Genomic DNA, 17,190 nt, shown 5'->3' on the forward strand with positions numbered 1-17,190 from the left:
GTTATATGGTGGCTAATAAAATGAATGAAAAAGGTTGAGTTTCTAGGTTTACTTTAGAGTACATTTTTTTTAGTATCTCTTTGGTTTCGTATGCCGAATACCCCGTATCTAATCGGGCTATGTATTCGTCTATTTGATTAAAAAAGATGGTTTTAATGTCTATAATTTCAGCGCGTTTAACCAGTTTACGATTTAACAAAATAGGGTACTCATGGTTAAGCTTGTATTTGTTTGAATTCTTTAAACGAATAGTTGTAAAACATTTACAGTCTAGTTTATTATTCCAATTGGTGCTAAAATTGATTACTGCGCTCATACTTTCAGGTTAAAAAATATTTTTACTTCGTTGTGAGAATCTTTAATTATGGTATCTACTTTTGCTTGAGAAAGTCCGTTAGCGTACATGGTACGAATGGCGTGTTTTAATAAAGCTTCTTCTGGTGTCATGGTTAGTTAATTTCTAGTTGTACACTATAGTTATATTCGTTTTGAGCGCGTTGCACATATTTATTATCAACAGGTTCGTTGAAACCAATAAATATTGTGTGTGTGTGTGCGGATTATACTTAATACCTGCCTTTTTTAACCTGCGATGTATGTAGTATCTTTTTGAGTTTGCTGCCATGGTTTAAAGCTTATCGTTAATATTATTCATAGTTTTAAGCTGCTCCTTCGAAATATTAGCTTTTGAAAAACCTATTTGCGGATCACAAATTTGTTTCACAACCTCTTTAAAGTTATTTGCGTCGTTATTTTTTAAAACCACTTTTAACACTTCGTTTTTTTCTACTTTCATATAAATAATTTTTAAAAATCAGTCTTTAAACTTGGCATCGTGAGAGAACCGTTGTTAGCCAAGTTTAAAGGAACTGACATGTGATTGAATTGCTATTAATCAACCTTGGTGTATTATGTTAATCTTCGTTATCTGGAACAGGGCCAAAGCGTTTAAAATCTTCTTTTAGTTTCTCGTTCCATTGTGCAGCGGTGTAAGGTTTTTGTCTAAAAACTAATACTATAATTAAGCCTATAACAACAACCGCTATGACGGCTAGATTTACAATTATTGCTAATTCCATTTATCTTTATTTTTAGAGTTAGAAACAACTGTTTTACAAATCACTTCAATATTTCGAGTTGCTTCGTTATGTTTAATAAGCGCATCTTTTTCTTCAATTAAAGCCGTTAGTTTTTTTTGGTAATAATCGCGTAATTCGGCAGTAGCAATAGGCGCAAAATTCTTAGCGGTATTTAAAGCGTGTAACTGGTTGTTAAACTGGTTTATTTTACCTTGAAGGGTTTGTAACTCTGTTTTCTGATCCATAATATATTGGTATGCTGCTAAAATTTTAATAATAGCATATTGACTGTTTGTTTTTTTGCACCAGAACAACGTAGCTTCTAAAAACGTGCATTGTTTTAATGCTTTTATACGCATTAGGTTTACCAAATAAGGTTCAAGACTAGGTTTCCAGTCGGCTTGAAAATCTTTAACTATTAATAAAGATTCTTGCGGTGTGTGAGATATTGGCATCATATACGTTCGTCTTTTAAAACCATTACAAATTGAGCTTTGCTTTGCACACCAGCTAGTTCGTAAAGTTTGCGTTTGTGGTGGGGTAGTGTACTTACTGCAATATTAAGCGCGTCGGCCATTTGTTTATCTAGCTTATCTTCTAGCATCATATCGCAAATAGCTATTTGGCGGGTGTTTAAATGGTGGCCGTTTATGGTAATGTGTTTATTGCTCCAGTTTTCGTAATTCCATTCTTTTGAGTGACGGTAGTTTTCGCTTGGTTGCAGTACACCATCAATAATATCGGGTGTAAAATCGGCTTCACCATACATGTGGTATGTAAAAATTTCAACTTGACGACGCTGGTCATCAGATTTTTTACGGCAATACGCAGCAGCTCCAGGGTTTTCTAAATAAGCCTCTAGTAATAAATTATATTCTAAACGAGGTAAATGTTTAAATTGATGCGTATGCCCACGTTGAAACCAAATAACTTCTTCGGTTGCTGGTATGCCTACAAATTCGATATTATGATCGTTTGGCATCATGCCCGCTATAAATTTGTTGTTTTGTTTTTGTAAATTTGCTGTGTTAGTAATCATAGGTTTAAGATTTATTGATTATTAATGTTATCCCAATGTGTCCGCATTGGGATTTTTTATTTCTTATTTCGGTTAATGTATTTAGCTAAAGCAGCTAATTCCTGTATAGTGTGGTAATCTTTAATTAAATTCATGATTCACCTTTTTTAGAAATAGTTATTTTTTGAGCTTTAAAAGAGTAAATAGTTTTTGTAGACACTCCTAACTCTGTACAGATATCTAAAATTCTATCTTGAGAATTCTCTTTTATTTTTTCAAAAGAATCTACCACTCTTAAACATTTCAAGTCTTCTGAAATTTCTGTAGCTGCAATTCCTGTAGTTTTAGATATTGAAGCTATTATTTTGTTTACTTTGTTTAATTGATCTATATAGTCCATAATGTGAATTGTTTTATGCTGATAAAATGCGGTTACGTCGCGCTTCTTGTTCTTTTAGTTCTTGTTTTTTTGCTTCAACAACTTGAAAAATAACAGGCTCAATTTCTTTATGTTCTTGCCCGCTCATTACTTTAGCTATCATATTTGATGTATGCGGTAAACCGTATTTATTCCTAATACCTTTTTTATTTAAAGCCTCTGAAATAGTTTTACAGTACCTATAACCAAGCACTTCAATTATTCCTTCTTTTTGCTCTTCAGTTATCATATATATCTAGTATTGCGTAGTTAAATTATTAATCATACTTTTATCATAGTTAAGTCATACAAATATAGAGGATATTTCCTCTAATAAACAAATTTTTAGTGGAAAAAGTTTCTAAAATAAAACTACGATTGCTTGAAGTAGCCAAAAACAAAGGGATTGGGTATGAAAAATTTTTTAAAAGTTTCGGCACAACCTACGCTAATTTTAAAGGCAAAAGCCTAAAAAGTAGTTTAAGATCTGAAGTTTTAGCGGATTTTTCGTCTATATATCCGAATGAAGATTTACATTGGATAATTACTGGAGACGAGAAAAAAGACACTAATAGCAACCTATTATTAAACGAACCAGTGGCTGGTTATAAAATAGAAGGAAAAAATAACACCGAAAGTTTAGACGAAGCGGTTAGACGTATTATAAAAGAAGAAACACAACCAAAGCTTGATAGTATGGCTAACGATTTAATGATTTTAATACGTAGAAACATGGAGTCTAACACTAACGACACCGAAGACGAAAACAAAAAAACAGGTTAAGCAATTAGCTTAACCCCCGATACAAATTGAAGATTGTACGTTATTAAATTGCGTAAAAACCGTAACGTACAGCAATCATGTTCTTTTAAAATACTGGATATTATTTTTACCGAAGCCTGAAACTCTGGTTTAAACATAATAAAATCGAACTCCGAATCTACAGGTGTACGATATAAGGCGTTTAAATACATTATTAGGTTTTCGAGGCGTTGCCTTTCATAGATGGTTACAGTTTTAAATTGCGACTTTAAGCATTTTTCAATTTTAGGTAAGCCTCCAAAAGTTTCAATTTTACTAACTGTATAAGTTTGTACTTGCATAGTTTGTGGTTTTGTCTCTTAGGGACTACTAAAAGTATACATAAATTACTATTGTTTAACAAAAATTAAAGCTATGGATATTTACTCTCGACTATCAAAGCTCCCCAAACACTACAACATTACTAATAGCGCATTCGATTTAAAATGCGGACTATCAAGAGGTTGGTTGCGCAAAACTATTGAAAGACGCGCTAGCCCAACGTACAAAACACTTAAACAGATTTTGTTTAAATGTGAGGACATTAATCCTCATTGGTTATTACTTAACGAAGGTGAAATGGAATTAGCCAAGGTTAACGAGCCAGACGGATTAAAACAATTGAAAATATTAACTAAAAATTACAAATCGGTAATTGTTAGTGACAACGAAGGTCGCATTATGTGGGTTAACGATGAATTTGAAAAACAAACAGGTTATAGTTTAGAAAAAACGAAAGGGAAACACCCTGGCGATTTTATAAGACACACCGATTATTTAGGCGATTTGTCTATTAACACTTGTAAAATTAAACAAGATACTTTTTACAACGATGTGTTACCGCATTACAAAATAAACGATTTGCCTGTGTCGCGTAAAATTTTGGTGGTTCCGCTAAAACATTTAAAAAAAATAATAGCCTATTTAACCTTCGCCAATATTAGGCGATACAAAAAATATAAACTAATTGGGTGGGCTTTTATTGAAGACATTATAATTATGCCATTTGAAATATTAATATAAAAGATGAAAAAAGAAACTATTATAGTTACCGACAACCCTGAAGCCGATTATAATTCGAACCACGATTTATTAAATGCTTTAGATGAAATTGTTATTAATAAAACCATAACAAAAACAAATGAGACATCTTAGGTTTTACTTGGTTTTTGCGTTAAAAAAAGTGGTGGTTTTTGGCTGTTTGTCCCATTGGTGTCCCAATAAAAATGTTAAGTAACTTAAAACAAACTATTTAGATGCTGTGGATTAATCCTGTCGAGGTCACTAAAAGTCATTGCAAATGACACTTAAACCATGTAAGTCTTATGATTTGCATGGTTTTCTGGTTTTTAAGAGTGTATAATATTTGAATTGATTTGGTTTTAAATGTGTGCTAAAAGGGTGCTTTTTTTTAAAGTGTGTGCTTAGCACACATTTTTATCAAGTATTTAATATTGAAATAGTTATAATTGATTTGGCTTTCGTCTCAATAAATGTTTAACAATTTAAAGACGACAATTATGCGTACACAAAGCACCTTTTCAACATTGTTTTTGGTTCAAAGTTCAAAAGCTATTAATGATGAAGCATTACTTTATGTCAGAGTTACTGTAAATGGTAAGCGAGTTGACATTAGTTTAAAAAAGAAGATTCCTTTATCTATTTGGGATCACAAAAAGAAAAAAGCTCGTGGGATTTCAAACGAATCTCGGCAAATAAACGAGTATTTAAGTCAAGTAAAGACTAGTCTTTTTCAACATTTTCAAGATTTAAAATTCAAAGGAGAACTTATTACTGCAAAATTAATCAAAGCTAATTATCTAGGAGAAGGAGAAAAAACAAAAACACTTCAAAACCTTCTTGAATATCACTCTAAGAAAACAGAAAAAACATTGGCTATAGGTACTTTGAGAAATTTTGGTGTAACTCAAGGCTATTTAAGCAAGTACCTAAACAATGAATTGAAGATGTCTGATATTTATTTAAAAGAATTGGATTATAAATTTATTTGCGATTTTGCTAGTTTCTTATTTTGCTTCTGGCCAAAAGGACATCCTAAAGCAATGAGTAATAATACAGTGATGAAACATATTCAAAGGTTTCGAAAAATTGTAACACTTGGTTATCACATAGAATGGATAGATAGAGATCCTTTTGTTAGATGGAAGCCTACTTATGAAAAGATAGATAGACCGTATTTAACAGATAATGAACTTTCAAATATAGAATCTTATGAGTTCTCAATAGATAGGTTAGAAAGAGTGAGGGATTTGTTTATTTTTAGTTGCTATACTGGTATTGCATATATTGATTTAATGAATTTAACTCACAACAATATTTTTAAAGGAATAGATGGTAATGATTGGATATTTACCAATCGTCAAAAAACTAAATCTTCTGTTAAAGTTCCGTTATTAAAAAAAGCACAATATCTTATTAATAAATATCAGAATCACCCAATGTGCCAAATAACTGAAACTTTATTTCCTAAAATAAGTAATGAAAAGGTTAATTTTTATCTTAAAGAAATTGCTATTGCCGTAGGTTTAAAAAAGAATCTTACTTTTCATATGGCTCGTCATACCTTTGCAACTACTGTAACTTTAAGTAATGGAGTTCCAATTGAAACTGTTTCTAAGCTTTTAGGTCATTCTAAGATAGCTTCTACTCAAATATATGCAAGGGTAATTGAAAGAAAAGTTAGTGATGATATGAAAAATTTAAAAGAGCAACTTTCAAAACCGAAGTGTAATTTAAATAATTAACCATTAATCCTTTAATTTTTAAGTAATTCACTTTAGATAAGAAACCTTAAAATAAATGAATTGAACTTTTTTGTAAAAACATATTTATGAAGGGAATTTAAAATTGCGCACTATTTAACTTTTATTATTAATAGTGTCCGACTAAAATACAGTATATACTTAATACTGTTCTTTAGGGGTTGTAAAGTTGTTTTTTTTCTCAAAAGTAAGGCAGCAGAAAAATCTTAGTTGTTTACTTGTTGGTTTTGTAGTTAATCCTAACCATTTTTTACTTGGGTTTTCTAGGGATTTAAATAAGTATATATATGTCATTAAATAAAAAAACATACCATTGATACCATATTAGAGTATTTCCATCTTCTTTTAGTTTGTTGCTGTATAAAAAGCATTAGTAATTGCGTTATAAGTCCACACTAAATCTGTATTGCGATAGTATCTTGATTATCAACTAGGAAGTGTTTTAATAGAAAGTTCTGTTTAACTCTTCCAAGCTCAATATGCCTAGCTTTTTTCAATAGTTATATATTCATTCTTTAGTACAGAATCATTGGTAGTGTCGGACAGGTAGAACTCTTTAATACTTATGTAATGTGTGTATTGCAGCAATGTAAAAGGATAAGACAAGGAACGCTTTCTAAAGCGTTAATCATTGTATGTATCTTGATACCTCTTTTCTTTTCCCTAGATGGGGGATAACGTCAAACACCTTTTATAATATCACTAAAAGACATATCGTACTGGAATCAACAATTTTCAGGTGCCTTACTGGTAAAGACAAAGAGCTAATGTCCGAGTAAATATGCACGATACTGATTAACAAACTATAGAATATACTAGAAAACACTTCGCTATTCCGATTTTTATTAACGTCTGAAAGTTTACTACGTTTTGGGAAATACTTAAGATTTAGACCTCCTATACTGCTTTCATAGGAAGTAGATTGCGAAATAAGCTTACGCCACCATAAATCTTAAAAAAGCTTATGCTATTCTTTCTATCGCTATTTTACTCTTGAGCTCTACTAGTATAGTAATGATAGAAAGATAAATTAGCTTTTGTAGTTGTTTGATAATTCGCTACCCCTAAAGTTATTACTATTGTTATATTTGTTTGTATTAAAAATCTTTATTGTACACTACTGATTTTTATAATAAAATAAGTTAGTTTTAATTATTTGTTTAAATGGTTTTGTTATAGCTAAATAAATGAGTTTATATAAAAAATAGTCATCATTTTTAAATTTGAAGTTTGTTTTTGTATTAGTTTTTTTTACTGGGATAAACAAAAAATAAAAGACTTCATTAAAAAAAAAAGTTATTTTAAATTTAAAAATCTATTTAACTCTTCTTGTCTTCGTTTTGCTATAGGTAAGGTTTTATGATTAATTAAATGACAATAATTACCGTCAACTTTATTTATGTGATGAATCATATATATGTTAACCAGGTATGAATGATGAATTCTAAAAAATAAATTATTATTAAGTGTTTTTTGATATTCTCCTAAATTGCGGCTAGCTATTTTTGTGTCACCATTTATTAAATGAAATTTGGTATAACGCCCATCTGCTTCACAGTATAAAATATCTTCACATTTAATTAGCTCTATTTTATCAATATATGGGATTGCTAAAATTTTTGAAAAATTTACTTCTTTGTTATAATTTATATTTAAATTATCAAGATTATTGATTTTTGTTAAGGCTTTGTTTATATTTTTTTTTATATTTTCAGCACTATAAGGTTTTAAGATATAACCTATAGGATTGTAGTCAATTGCTTCATATGCATATTCTTTAGAACTACTAATAAAAATAATTTGAGTATTTAAAATATTATCTTTATCATTAAATATATTTTTCAAAAAAGAAAAAATAATTTCCTTTCCTATAATAATATCTAGAAATAGAATACTTGGTTTAGTTTTTTTGTACAATTCTTTGCCTTCTTGAATGTTTGTCGCAACACCTTCAATATAGATATTGTTAAAGTTTTTTCGAATTTCAGTAATAAGAATATTAGAAAAAGTTTTGTCGTCTTCAAATATTAAAGTGTTAATTTTTTTCATTTTTTTATTTTTTATTTTTTATTTTTTTATTTATTTTTATTTATTTTTATTTATTTATTTTTATTTTCTAAAAGTCGTTTATTTTTTTGATTATAATCATGTGAAGTATTAATTGTTGTGTATTAAATCATAAAAGAGTTATTATATGCATAACTGTTTGTTTATATCTAAAAATGTTATAAGCATAAAATTGGACTTGCAACAAAAAGTCGGACAAATTATCTAAGACCTATGGCACATTTTTAATTTGATAAAATTCTAATTCCATTTCTTTATGTGTTTTATATTCTAAACAAGAGTGCAAACGTTTTCTATTAAACCAAACTTCTATATATTCAAAGACTGCTAATTTGGCTTTCCCAGTAGTTTTAAAATTATGATTATTTAAGAGTTTTAAAAAAACTTTCTGCCACAGTATTGTCCGAACAATTAGCCTTTCTACTCATAATTTGAGTAATTAAAGTATTTGTCTTAATCAATTTTCTAAATTCTTATAAAAGAATATTGTATACCTCTGTCTGAATGAAAAAGTAAAGGCTTGGTTATTTGTCTTTTTGATATTGCCATTTTCCAAGCTGGAATAATGGTTTGATCTGTATACAATTGTGTGCTTAATGACAAACCAATGACTTGTCAGTCATATAAATCAACTATGGAGGTAAGATATAGCCAACCTGAAGCTGTTTTTATATAAGTGATGTCAGATGCCCAAACTTCATTTAATGATTTTGGTCTAAAGTTTCTATTTAAATGATTGCTACAAATAGGATATGGATGATTGGAATCTGTAGTAACTTTAAATCACTTCTTAAGTTTACTCCTCCAACCATTGATAAGCATCAGTTTAGCAACTCTCTTCTTTGGTATATCATGGCCTTCCCTTTTTAGTTGTTCAGCTATTCTAACTCTACCATAAGTTTGATTGCTTAAATCAAAAATCTCTTTTATCAAATCTGTAAACAGACTATTTTCTATAGCTCGATTTGATGGACTATGGCTGAATCACCTATAATAACTACTTCGACTTACTTTTAAAACTCTACACATCTTTTCAATAGGATATAAATGTTTATAACTACTATAAATTGATAGCTTTTCCATCGCTCTTGGAAAAGATGTGAACAGCTTTTTTCAATATTAAGCTGTAATTATTTGTATTTCAAGGCTTTGTGTAACTGTTTTGCTTCTATAGAGTCGGTTTCAGGTTTTATGGAAATTTTTGGGAAGTTTTTGTTTTTTGACCTGCTCTCCACTTATAAATTGTTGCACCTGAACTCCTAGTTCATCTGCTAATTCTTTAATATTTTCTCGCTGATAACTTAATCTTACTGCTTCTGATTTAAATTCTGTACTGTAAACTCGTTTTTTCATTATTCTAAGATATTTGTTTTTAAATAAACAGTCTTAAAATTTCTGTCCAAGTAAATGTAGTAACGTCAAAGTAATGGCGGATTAAACTTCAAAGCACTTCATACTATGATACACCAAGTTAAATATTGGATTCGAACGACTTATTCTTCGGTAAGTGATTATAACCTTAATAGATAATTTCAATGTCATTTTTTTAGCTGTTTTATAATTGTGGTTTCTATTAATTAGCTTTTTCATTAATGTGGTTTTTTTTACCACAACCACTCTATTTGATAACGATTATTTCTAATGAGGTTCAATTATTACTTCGAAGTGTGTTTTTTTTTTTAATAAATCGTTATTTGTATAATTAATTTAATTTATATAAAAAAATGAGAAATATCACTGTTTTATTTTGTGCGTTATGTTTTACTATTTTGGGGTATTCACAAGAAATACTAATTCATAAAAAACAAAAACAAATTTCAGTCAAATTTAGGCTTAATTATGTAGATAGTTCTGGTGAGTATAGTCCTTTTAGTGGAGTATCTTCTTTTAAAGAGAATGCTTTTAGTGATCCTTTAAAATTGGGTATTGATTACCGATTGAATGAATTGTTTTCAGTAGGGTTAGATGCTGGTTTTAATAAATGGAAGGAGTCAAGCGCTGTTATAGATAAGAAAAATATTTTAGGAGATCAAAATTATTTTTCCTTAGATGCTGGGATGTCTATTTATATTGATGAGGCTTTTAACTGGTTTTTAAATGCAGATTGGTTAGATGTTTATTTAAATGGGGGGGTGGGTTATTTTAAGGTAACAGAAGGTGCTTTTTCTGGGAATTTTGGTGGAGGTGTTAATACTTGGCTTTCAAAAAAAATAGCTTTGAATTTCGAATTGCTTTCTAAGTTTTCTTTAGATTCGAGTCCTGCAAGATATGAATCAAATCATTTTCAGGTTTCAGCAGGATTGGTTTTTAGATTAAGTAGAAAAGATTCAGATGACGATGGTGTTATAGATTCAGTTGATAAATGTCCAAAATTATTTGGTATAAAAGCGAATAAAGGTTGTCCTGAAGATTATCATTCTAAAAACGCCCAAAGGGTAAAGGTAAATTTAGATGATACGTTGCAACAAAAGAGAGGAGTTATTTTTGATGAGCAAGTCTTGAAAGATATACATATAGAATTAAAAGAATCGAGACAGGAGCTTGGTAAGTTAAATAAAAAGTTAGGTAAGAGTATTTTGAAAGATAGCTTATTAGGTGCTAGTACTATTGAAACTTCATTAAAAAATGAATCATTATATTCTGAATATTCTGATTATTTGTTAGCGATTTCAAGAAAAATTTCATTTAAAAAAGGGAATTATAATTTTTCTCAAGATTCATATCACAATATGAAGAGCCTTCTGAATTTTATTTTAAAATTTCCTAAAACCAGATTTAGAATAGAAGGTCATACAGATAGTGTTGGTGAATTTCAACAAAATAGAGTTTTATCAAAAATGAGAGCTAATTCTGTTAGGAATTACTTAATAGAAGGAGGTGTTAATCCTGATAATATTATAACGTTAGGATATGGTGAATTATATCCTATTGCTTCTAATTTAACTGTTGAAGGTCAAAAAAAGAATAGGCGAGTAGATATTTTATTTATTGATTAGTTTTAGTAGTAAAACATAAAAATAATTTGAGTTGTTGGTAATGTTGTAAAGCTTTTATGATCTTAAAGTTATGTGATGTTATTGATCTTTTTTATTTAGAAAAAAAAATATATGTTTAAAGTAGAATTACTAATAGTTGTTTTTTCTTTTGTATTATCAATAATCATTTCTTTTTATTTTTTACCTAGGATTATTTTACTGTCAAGAAAATTTAAATTATTCGATAAGCCATCTGAAAGAAAATCTCACAAATATAATGTTTCTTATTTAGGAGGTATAGCTGTTTTTTTAGCGGTACTACTTGCTAACTTGATTATTGGTATACTATTCTATCATATAAACAATTCTATTTATGATTTTAAACTTGCTTTTGGTCTTTTTACATCGTTATTTGTTTTAGTTTTAGTTGGACTAAAAGACGATTTAATAGGAGCTAAGCCCTTAGAAAAAATATTATTTCAAATATTGGCTGCTACTTTTTTAATTGTAGTTTGTAATGTTCGTATTTTAACCTTGAATGGTCTTTTTGGAGTTTATTATTTAAGCCCTTTAGTTAGCGTTTCGGTTTCTTTATTTTTATTTATACTTCTAATTAATGCTTTTAACTTAGTTGATGGTATTGATGGTCTTTCTGCTTCTATTAGTATATTAAGTAATCTTGTTATTGGGTGTTTTTTTTTAAAATATGGTTTAATGTTTAGCGCTATTATTTTGTTTAGTTTTTCTGGAGCAACGTTGTCTTTTTTGTTTTTTAATTTTAGTTATAATCTTAGAAAAAAAATATTTTTAGGCGATAATGGGGCGTTTGTACTAGGTTTAATAAGCTCTTATGCTATTATTGTATCTTTTAATCAATGTATTAAAATAGATGAATTACTGACTAATTACGTATTTGAAAATTTTCAAATAATTATTATTACTCTAGTTAGTTATCCTTTACTTGATACCGTAAGAGTTTTTATGGTTAGGATTTATAAAGGCTTGAGTCCATTTAAAGCAGATAAAAATCATATGCATCACCATTTATTAAAATTGAATTTAACTCATAAAAAAAGTACATTAATTGTTGTTGTTTACACGGTATTCCTTTTTGTATTAGCTTTTGTATTAAGGTTTTTGAATATAAATGACCATTTTTTTATCATTCTAGGAACTTCTAGTGTTATTTACTTTATTCCTATCATTTCTAATTTTTATAATAAATAATGAGCATGAATAATAATACTTTATGTAAAATAGGAGTAATAGGTTTAGGTTACGTGGGCTTACCATTAGCACGTTTATTTGCTACTAAATATCCAACGATTGGTTTTGATATAAATGAAGTTAGAATTTCAGAATTAAATAGCGGTAAAGACTTTACATTAGAAGTTTCAGAAGACCTTTTAAATTCGGTACTGGTTTCTAATATTTCTGACAAAAAGGGGCTTTTTTGCTCTTATAAAATTGAAGTTATCAAAGATTGTAATGTTTTTATTATAACGGTACCAACACCGGTAGATGGAAATAATAAACCAGATTTATCACCATTAATTAAAGCTAGTGAAACCATTGCTAGTGTATTAAAAAAAGATGATATCGTTATTTACGAATCTACAGTGTACCCAGGAGCAACAGAAGATATCTGTGTTCCTGTATTAGAAAAGAAATCAGGTCTTATTTTTAATGTTGATTTTTTTGTTGGCTATTCTCCAGAGCGAATAAACCCTGGAGATAAAGAACATACTGTTGAAAAAATATTAAAAGTAACATCTGGTTCTACACGTGAAGCTAGTATTAAGGTAGATGCAATTTATAAGTCTGTAATTACTGCAGGAACGTATTTAGCACCTTCTATAAAAGTGGCCGAAGCAGCTAAAGTTATTGAAAATTCACAAAGAGATATTAATATCGCATTTGTAAATGAATTAGCAAAGATATTTAATTTATTAGATATTAATACGCATGCTGTATTAGAAGCTGCTGGAACTAAATGGAATTTTTTACCATTTAAACCTGGATTGGTAGGAGGGCATTGTATAGGTGTAGATCCTTATTATTTAGCGCAAAAAGCACAAGAGGCGGGATATCATCCAGAGATTATTTTAGCTGGAAGACGTATTAATGATAGTATGGGACAATATGTGGCTTCTCAGTTTGTAAAATTATTAATACAAAAAGATTTTAAAGTAAAGGCCTCTAAAATTTTGCTTTTAGGTATCACATTTAAAGAAAACTGCCCAGATATTAGAAATACAAAAGTAGTTGATATTGTTTATGAATTACAACAATATGGTTCTTATGTCACCATATATGACCCTTGGGCAAATCCTAAAGAAGTTGAATCTGTATATGGACTCATAACAACAAAAGTGCTTCCTAACGAACTGTTTGATGGTATTATTATTTCGGTTTCTCATGAAGGATTTGGAGAGCTAGATTTTCAATCTTTACTAGTAGAAGGTGGAGTGATTTATGATGTCAAAGGTGTTTCGTATACACAAGTAGATGGTGAATTATAGTTTTATTGATAATCTTTAGGATTTGGAAATAATGAATATAGTAAATGAATAATCAAAAAACGATTTTAGTAACAGGTGTAGCAGGATTTATTGGTTATCACTTATGTGAAAAACTGTTACAATTAGGACATAATGTTGTGGGTTTAGATATTATCAATGATTATTACGATATTAATTTAAAGTATGCTCGCTTAAATAATTTAGGTATAAATAGAGATGCTGCCAAAGCACTTAACAAAATAAGTTCAAGTGAAAAGCATGGTATACAAATGCAGTTTATTAGAATTAATATTGAAGATAAAGATGCACTTTTTAATTTGTTTCAAAATTTTAAATTCGATGCGGTTTGTAACCTAGCAGCCCAAGCAGGTGTTCGTTATTCCATAGAGAATCCGGATGTTTATGTGAATACTAATTTAGTAGGGTTTTATAATATTTTACAGTGTTGTAAAATTTATAATGTTTCAAAATTAGTCTACGCTAGTAGCTCTAGTGTTTATGGTGACTCTAAAAAAGAACGGCTTACTGAAACTGATTGTGTTGATGCTCCTATAAGTTTATATGCAGCAACAAAAAAGTCTAATGAACTTATTGCATATGCTTACAGTCATTTGTATGATTTTGAAACTGTAGGACTCCGCTTCTTTACAGTTTATGGACCTTGGGGGCGACCCGATATGGCGTTATTTCTTTTTACAGATGCTATTTTAAATAAAAAGCCTATTAAGGTTTTTAATCATGGTAATATGTTAAGAGATTTTACATATATAGATGATATTGTAAATGGTATCATACATACGTTGGTTGGAGATAATTCAGGTAATTCAAAATATAATATATATAATATAGGAAATGGATCTCCCGTAAGATTGATGGATTTTATCGAGGCTATTGAAGATGAACTTGATTTAGTAGCAGAGAAAGAAATGTTACCCATGCAAGCAGGTGATGTTTTTAACACATGGTCTGATTCTTCAAAATTGAAGCATGATTATCCATACGAAGTAAAAACTAATGTGAGTGAAGGGATTAAGTATTTTATTACTTGGTATAAAACTTATTACCATGTTTAGTAATAAATCTCTAAAAGCTCAAACCTTATCAGGTATTGCATGGAGAGGTAGTTCTGATGTCATACAACAAGTATTGCAAATTATTTTTACTATGATTTTAGCAAGATTACTTTCTAAAAGTGATTTTGGTTTAGTAACCATGGCTATGCTTGTTAATAGGTTTGTTGTATCAATGACAAATATTGGATTTGGTGGAGCAATCATTCAAAGTCAAACCATTAATAAAAATCAGATTTCAGCTATTTTTTATATACAACTAGCACTTAATGTTTTTTTAACAATCGTTGTTTTTTTTGGAGCAAATATTGCAGCCTTATTTTTTAAAGAGCCAGAATTAGTGCCATTAATTAAAGGCTTTTCTTTTATTATTCTTTTACAATCATTACAATTTCCTAATATTTTGTTAAGGAAAGAACTAAAGTTTAAAAGCTTTTCATTAATTGAAATTTACTCATTGCTTCTTTCTAATGGTATAGCTACTGTTTTAGCTGTTCAAGGATTTGGAGTTTGGGCATTAGTTTGGAGACTTATCATTCAAAGATTAATTTTTGGGTTACTTTCTTTTTATTATGGTAAATGGATACCTATAAAACCAGAATTTAAAGGTATAAAGCCTTTATTTAAATTTGGTTTTAATATGCTTGGATCTAATATTGTTTATTATTTCGCAGAGAATTTGGTCGCTATCATGACAGGTAAATACTTAGGGAAAGACGTTTTAGGTTTATTTAACATTGCTTATAATTTGGCTATAATACCAGCATCTAAAATTAAAAATGTGATAGCATCTGTTTTAACTCCAGGGTTTTCTAAAATACAAGATAATGTTAAAAAAAATAAAGAAAACTACAGCGAAGCATTACGTATTACATCTTTGTTTTTTATCCCTTTCATGGTTATGCTTATGGCTATTAGTACAAATTTAATACTTGTGTTTTATGGTTTAAAATGGCAAGATGCAAGAAACATGTTATTAGTTTTATCTTTAGTTGGTATTTTAAGAGGAATTTCGAGTATTTTAAGAAGTGCTATTATAGCTAAAGGTAAATCAAGTATTATATTTATTTCAACTATTTTTGAGTTATTACCTTCATTACCAATTATGTATTTATTAATGCCCTATTATGGTGTTTACGGACTTATATTTGGTTATTTAGCGGGTGCTCTTATAGGATGGGTATATACAACTTTTCATTATAATAAAATTATTAAATTTAAAAATGGCGTATTAAAGACTATTAAATCTGCTTTAGGTATTTCGGTAATTCTATTTTTTCTTATTTATTGTTTTAATTATTTACAGCTAAAACCAATTGTAGTGTTAATAGGTCAAATGATTTTTGGCCTGGTATTTTTTGTTGTTTTATTAAGATATTTTGAGAATAAATTATATAAGAATTTTATTTTAAGAATTAAATCAGTAATGTATCAATCTTTAAAACGATTAAAATTTTTGAATGTATAATATAGAGTTACTTAATAAGCAATCAAATGAAGATGTTAAACTCTTATTAAATCTTCTGCAAGAAAATTTCAATAAGAGTATAGATTATTATGTATGGAAGCATAATTTAAATCAAGATTTACAAGTAGAAGAATATACATTTTGTGTTTTTCATGATAATCTATGTATTGCTTCTTTACAACTTATAATAAATACAATTACTGTTTCAGGTAAAATAATTCGTTTTGGGTTATTAGCAGATGGTGCAACTCATAAAAATTATAGAAGATTTGGATTGTTTGAGAAACTATTAAATCATTGTAAAGATTTTTCATCTAAAATTAATGTTTATTTTTTTATTGGATCTGGCAACGAAAAATCAAGAAAGGCATTTCTGAAATTGGAATATCAGGATTTTTTTTCGACAGTTATGCTAAAAAAGAAAATTAGGTATAACATCTCTATTTTGAAACCTCTTAATAGAGTAAACTGTTTTTTTTTCCTATTAAAATTTAAAAGGGAGGAATATTGTGTAGAAGAAATAAGTAGTCATACTTATATTGATTTTATTAAGATTAATCAAAAATCATTTAAGTTTTTTTTTAATAAACCACCATCGCATTTAGAATGGCGATTAAAAAAAACAGATGGAAAAAATGTGATTTATGGATTTTTTGATAAACAGAAAAAGCTACAGGCAGTCGCTATAGTTCAGTTTACATCAAATATGATTTATATTAAGGATATACTTTCTACAGGATTAAATACAAACCATTTGGATAAATTAATAAAGTACATTATAAAACAAGCTTGGTTAAATGAAAACATAACTCGTATTAATTGTAACATAAATGATTTTAATAGTGTAAATGTAGCTTTTCAAAAGAATGGTTTAAAACTAATAAGAGATACAAATAATGTTTTAATTAAAATAGTTAATAAAAATTTTTCATTTAAGGAAGAAGAGTTAGAGAACATGCATTATATGCGCATTGATAAGAATGAATGAT

23 protein-coding genes and 1 pseudogene are annotated in these 17,190 nt (G+C 28.6%); 11 read left to right on the forward strand and 13 right to left on the reverse strand.

The window, feature by feature from the left end; translation table 11 throughout:
• Position 1 precedes the first annotated feature (1 nt).
• From ACH5TX_RS04830 to ACH5TX_RS04865, 8 genes are all read right to left on the reverse strand, one after another.
• Positions 2-316 (reverse strand): ASCH domain-containing protein, encoded by a 315-nt coding sequence (locus tag ACH5TX_RS04830; protein ID WP_439338407.1) that lies wholly within the window; start codon positions 314-316, stop codon positions 2-4.
• Positions 313-447: a hypothetical protein gene (locus tag ACH5TX_RS04835; RefSeq protein WP_439338408.1), complete on the reverse strand. Its 135-nt coding sequence runs from the start codon at positions 445-447 to the stop codon at positions 313-315. Before ACH5TX_RS04835 ends, ACH5TX_RS04830 begins: the two co-directional genes overlap by 4 nt.
• Before the next feature lie 181 nt (positions 448-628).
• Positions 629-796 carry a hypothetical protein gene (locus tag ACH5TX_RS04840; protein WP_439338409.1) on the reverse strand — a complete coding sequence of 56 codons (168 nt, stop codon included), beginning with the start codon at positions 794-796 and terminating at the stop codon, positions 629-631.
• Between the two features lie 118 nt (positions 797-914).
• Positions 915-1,079, reverse strand: coding sequence for a hypothetical protein (locus tag ACH5TX_RS04845; RefSeq protein WP_439338410.1), 165 nt, complete (start codon positions 1,077-1,079; stop codon positions 915-917).
• Complete coding sequence (locus ACH5TX_RS04850) at positions 1,070-1,537, reverse strand: hypothetical protein (protein WP_439338411.1); 468 nt, start codon at positions 1,535-1,537, stop codon at positions 1,070-1,072. Before ACH5TX_RS04850 ends, ACH5TX_RS04845 begins: the two co-directional genes overlap by 10 nt.
• Complete coding sequence (locus ACH5TX_RS04855; protein WP_439338412.1) at positions 1,534-2,118, reverse strand: helix-turn-helix transcriptional regulator; 585 nt, start codon at positions 2,116-2,118, stop codon at positions 1,534-1,536. Before ACH5TX_RS04855 ends, ACH5TX_RS04850 begins: the two co-directional genes overlap by 4 nt.
• Before the next feature lie 130 nt (positions 2,119-2,248).
• Positions 2,249-2,497: a hypothetical protein gene (locus ACH5TX_RS04860; RefSeq protein ID WP_439338413.1), complete on the reverse strand. Its 249-nt coding sequence runs from the start codon at positions 2,495-2,497 to the stop codon at positions 2,249-2,251.
• A gap of 13 nt (positions 2,498-2,510) precedes the next feature.
• Complete coding sequence (locus tag ACH5TX_RS04865; protein ID WP_439338414.1) at positions 2,511-2,765, reverse strand: hypothetical protein; 255 nt, start codon at positions 2,763-2,765, stop codon at positions 2,511-2,513.
• Between the two features lie 98 nt (positions 2,766-2,863).
• Here ACH5TX_RS04865 and ACH5TX_RS04870 point away from each other — a divergent pair, with 98 nt between their 5' ends.
• Positions 2,864-3,298, forward strand: a complete 435-nt coding sequence (locus ACH5TX_RS04870; protein WP_439338415.1) for a hypothetical protein — start codon at positions 2,864-2,866, stop codon at positions 3,296-3,298.
• Here ACH5TX_RS04870 and ACH5TX_RS04875 read toward each other — a convergent pair.
• On the reverse strand, positions 3,295-3,618 hold the full coding sequence (locus tag ACH5TX_RS04875) for a hypothetical protein (RefSeq protein WP_439338416.1): 324 nt from the start codon (positions 3,616-3,618) through the stop codon (positions 3,295-3,297). The two genes, ACH5TX_RS04870 and ACH5TX_RS04875, sit on opposite strands and share 4 nt — an antisense overlap.
• A 73-nt stretch (positions 3,619-3,691) precedes the next feature.
• Here ACH5TX_RS04875 and ACH5TX_RS04880 point away from each other — a divergent pair, with 73 nt between their 5' ends.
• The 3 genes from ACH5TX_RS04880 (at position 3,692) to ACH5TX_RS04890 (ending at position 6,081) form a co-directional block, all read left to right on the forward strand.
• Positions 3,692-4,339, forward strand: coding sequence for a PAS domain-containing protein (locus tag ACH5TX_RS04880; RefSeq protein ID WP_439338417.1), 648 nt, complete (start codon positions 3,692-3,694; stop codon positions 4,337-4,339).
• A 3-nt stretch (positions 4,340-4,342) separates the two neighbouring features.
• Positions 4,343-4,471 carry a hypothetical protein gene (locus ACH5TX_RS04885; protein ID WP_439338418.1) on the forward strand — a complete coding sequence of 43 codons (129 nt, stop codon included), beginning with the start codon at positions 4,343-4,345 and terminating at the stop codon, positions 4,469-4,471.
• 365 nt (positions 4,472-4,836) lie between these two features.
• Complete coding sequence (locus tag ACH5TX_RS04890) at positions 4,837-6,081, forward strand: site-specific integrase (protein WP_439338419.1); 1,245 nt, start codon at positions 4,837-4,839, stop codon at positions 6,079-6,081.
• A gap of 1,314 nt (positions 6,082-7,395) precedes the next feature.
• Here ACH5TX_RS04890 and ACH5TX_RS04895 read toward each other — a convergent pair.
• The 4 genes from ACH5TX_RS04895 to ACH5TX_RS04910 form a co-directional block, all read right to left on the reverse strand.
• Positions 7,396-8,148 (reverse strand): LytR/AlgR family response regulator transcription factor, encoded by a 753-nt coding sequence (locus ACH5TX_RS04895; RefSeq protein WP_439338420.1) that lies wholly within the window; start codon positions 8,146-8,148, stop codon positions 7,396-7,398.
• 229 nt (positions 8,149-8,377) lie between these two features.
• Positions 8,378-8,578, reverse strand: a complete 201-nt coding sequence (locus ACH5TX_RS04900; RefSeq protein WP_439338446.1) for an IS3 family transposase — start codon at positions 8,576-8,578, stop codon at positions 8,378-8,380.
• Positions 8,579-8,949: 371 nt separating this feature from the next.
• A complete protein-coding gene (locus tag ACH5TX_RS04905; protein WP_439338421.1) occupies positions 8,950-9,099 on the reverse strand; it encodes an IS3 family transposase in 150 nt (49 codons plus the stop codon).
• A gap of 249 nt (positions 9,100-9,348) precedes the next feature.
• On the reverse strand, positions 9,349-9,519 hold the full coding sequence (locus ACH5TX_RS04910; protein WP_439338422.1) for a transposase: 171 nt from the start codon (positions 9,517-9,519) through the stop codon (positions 9,349-9,351).
• Between the two features lie 66 nt (positions 9,520-9,585).
• On the opposite strand from ACH5TX_RS04910, the pseudogene ACH5TX_RS04915 reads away from it, so the two are divergent.
• The 7 genes and pseudogenes from ACH5TX_RS04915 to ACH5TX_RS04945 all read left to right on the forward strand — a co-directional run.
• A pseudogene (locus ACH5TX_RS04915) lies at positions 9,586-9,693 on the forward strand (IS1595 family transposase); the annotation flags it as partial.
• A gap of 197 nt (positions 9,694-9,890) precedes the next feature.
• Entirely contained in the window at positions 9,891-11,162 is a 1,272-nt protein-coding gene (locus ACH5TX_RS04920; protein WP_439338423.1) for an OmpA family protein, read from the forward strand.
• A 111-nt stretch (positions 11,163-11,273) separates the two neighbouring features.
• The gene (locus ACH5TX_RS04925; RefSeq protein WP_439338424.1) at positions 11,274-12,368 is read left to right on the forward strand and encodes a glycosyltransferase family 4 protein; all 1,095 of its coding nucleotides are present in this window, start codon (positions 11,274-11,276) and stop codon (positions 12,366-12,368) included.
• A gap of 5 nt (positions 12,369-12,373) precedes the next feature.
• The gene (locus ACH5TX_RS04930; protein ID WP_439338425.1) at positions 12,374-13,663 is read left to right on the forward strand and encodes a nucleotide sugar dehydrogenase; all 1,290 of its coding nucleotides are present in this window, start codon (positions 12,374-12,376) and stop codon (positions 13,661-13,663) included.
• Positions 13,664-13,707: 44 nt separating this feature from the next.
• Positions 13,708-14,736, forward strand: coding sequence for an NAD-dependent epimerase/dehydratase family protein (locus ACH5TX_RS04935; protein WP_439338426.1), 1,029 nt, complete (start codon positions 13,708-13,710; stop codon positions 14,734-14,736).
• Positions 14,684-16,201: a lipopolysaccharide biosynthesis protein gene (locus tag ACH5TX_RS04940; protein WP_439338427.1), complete on the forward strand. Its 1,518-nt coding sequence runs from the start codon at positions 14,684-14,686 to the stop codon at positions 16,199-16,201. The genes ACH5TX_RS04935 and ACH5TX_RS04940 overlap by 53 nt, the downstream gene beginning before the upstream one ends.
• The gene (locus tag ACH5TX_RS04945) at positions 16,194-17,189 is read left to right on the forward strand and encodes a GNAT family N-acetyltransferase (protein ID WP_439338428.1); all 996 of its coding nucleotides are present in this window, start codon (positions 16,194-16,196) and stop codon (positions 17,187-17,189) included. The genes ACH5TX_RS04940 and ACH5TX_RS04945 overlap by 8 nt, the downstream gene beginning before the upstream one ends.
• Position 17,190 lies beyond the last annotated feature (1 nt).

The sequence above is a fragment of the Thalassobellus citreus genome, from assembly GCF_044385915.1.
In the GTDB taxonomy this organism is placed as follows: Bacteria; Bacteroidota; Bacteroidia; order Flavobacteriales; family Flavobacteriaceae; genus Thalassobellus; species Thalassobellus citreus.

What these genes read in the sequence shown, in the direction of transcription:
- ACH5TX_RS04830 (WP_439338407.1), bottom strand. Translation starts at nt 316, where the DNA reads ATGAGCGCAGTAATCAATTTTAGCACCAATTGGAATAATAAACTAGAC.
- ACH5TX_RS04835 (WP_439338408.1), bottom strand. Translation starts at nt 447, where the DNA reads ATGACACCAGAAGAAGCTTTATTAAAACACGCCATTCGTACCATGTAC.
- ACH5TX_RS04840 (WP_439338409.1), bottom strand. Translation starts at nt 796, where the DNA reads ATGAAAGTAGAAAAAAACGAAGTGTTAAAAGTGGTTTTAAAAAATAAC.
- ACH5TX_RS04845 (WP_439338410.1), bottom strand. Translation starts at nt 1,079, where the DNA reads ATGGAATTAGCAATAATTGTAAATCTAGCCGTCATAGCGGTTGTTGTT.
- ACH5TX_RS04850 (WP_439338411.1), bottom strand. Translation starts at nt 1,537, where the DNA reads ATGATGCCAATATCTCACACACCGCAAGAATCTTTATTAATAGTTAAA.
- ACH5TX_RS04855 (WP_439338412.1), bottom strand. Translation starts at nt 2,118, where the DNA reads ATGATTACTAACACAGCAAATTTACAAAAACAAAACAACAAATTTATA.
- ACH5TX_RS04860 (WP_439338413.1), bottom strand. Translation starts at nt 2,497, where the DNA reads ATGGACTATATAGATCAATTAAACAAAGTAAACAAAATAATAGCTTCA.
- ACH5TX_RS04865 (WP_439338414.1), bottom strand. Translation starts at nt 2,765, where the DNA reads ATGATAACTGAAGAGCAAAAAGAAGGAATAATTGAAGTGCTTGGTTAT.
- ACH5TX_RS04875 (WP_439338416.1), bottom strand. Translation starts at nt 3,618, where the DNA reads ATGCAAGTACAAACTTATACAGTTAGTAAAATTGAAACTTTTGGAGGC.
- ACH5TX_RS04880 (WP_439338417.1), top strand. Translation starts at nt 3,692, where the DNA reads ATGGATATTTACTCTCGACTATCAAAGCTCCCCAAACACTACAACATT.
- ACH5TX_RS04885 (WP_439338418.1), top strand. Translation starts at nt 4,343, where the DNA reads ATGAAAAAAGAAACTATTATAGTTACCGACAACCCTGAAGCCGATTAT.
- ACH5TX_RS04890 (WP_439338419.1), top strand. Translation starts at nt 4,837, where the DNA reads ATGCGTACACAAAGCACCTTTTCAACATTGTTTTTGGTTCAAAGTTCA.
- ACH5TX_RS04895 (WP_439338420.1), bottom strand. Translation starts at nt 8,148, where the DNA reads ATGAAAAAAATTAACACTTTAATATTTGAAGACGACAAAACTTTTTCT.
- ACH5TX_RS04910 (WP_439338422.1), bottom strand. Translation starts at nt 9,519, where the DNA reads ATGAAAAAACGAGTTTACAGTACAGAATTTAAATCAGAAGCAGTAAGA.
- ACH5TX_RS04920 (WP_439338423.1), top strand. Translation starts at nt 9,891, where the DNA reads ATGAGAAATATCACTGTTTTATTTTGTGCGTTATGTTTTACTATTTTG.
- ACH5TX_RS04925 (WP_439338424.1), top strand. Translation starts at nt 11,274, where the DNA reads ATGTTTAAAGTAGAATTACTAATAGTTGTTTTTTCTTTTGTATTATCA.
- ACH5TX_RS04930 (WP_439338425.1), top strand. Translation starts at nt 12,374, where the DNA reads ATGAATAATAATACTTTATGTAAAATAGGAGTAATAGGTTTAGGTTAC.
- ACH5TX_RS04935 (WP_439338426.1), top strand. Translation starts at nt 13,708, where the DNA reads ATGAATAATCAAAAAACGATTTTAGTAACAGGTGTAGCAGGATTTATT.
- ACH5TX_RS04945 (WP_439338428.1), top strand. Translation starts at nt 16,194, where the DNA reads ATGTATAATATAGAGTTACTTAATAAGCAATCAAATGAAGATGTTAAA.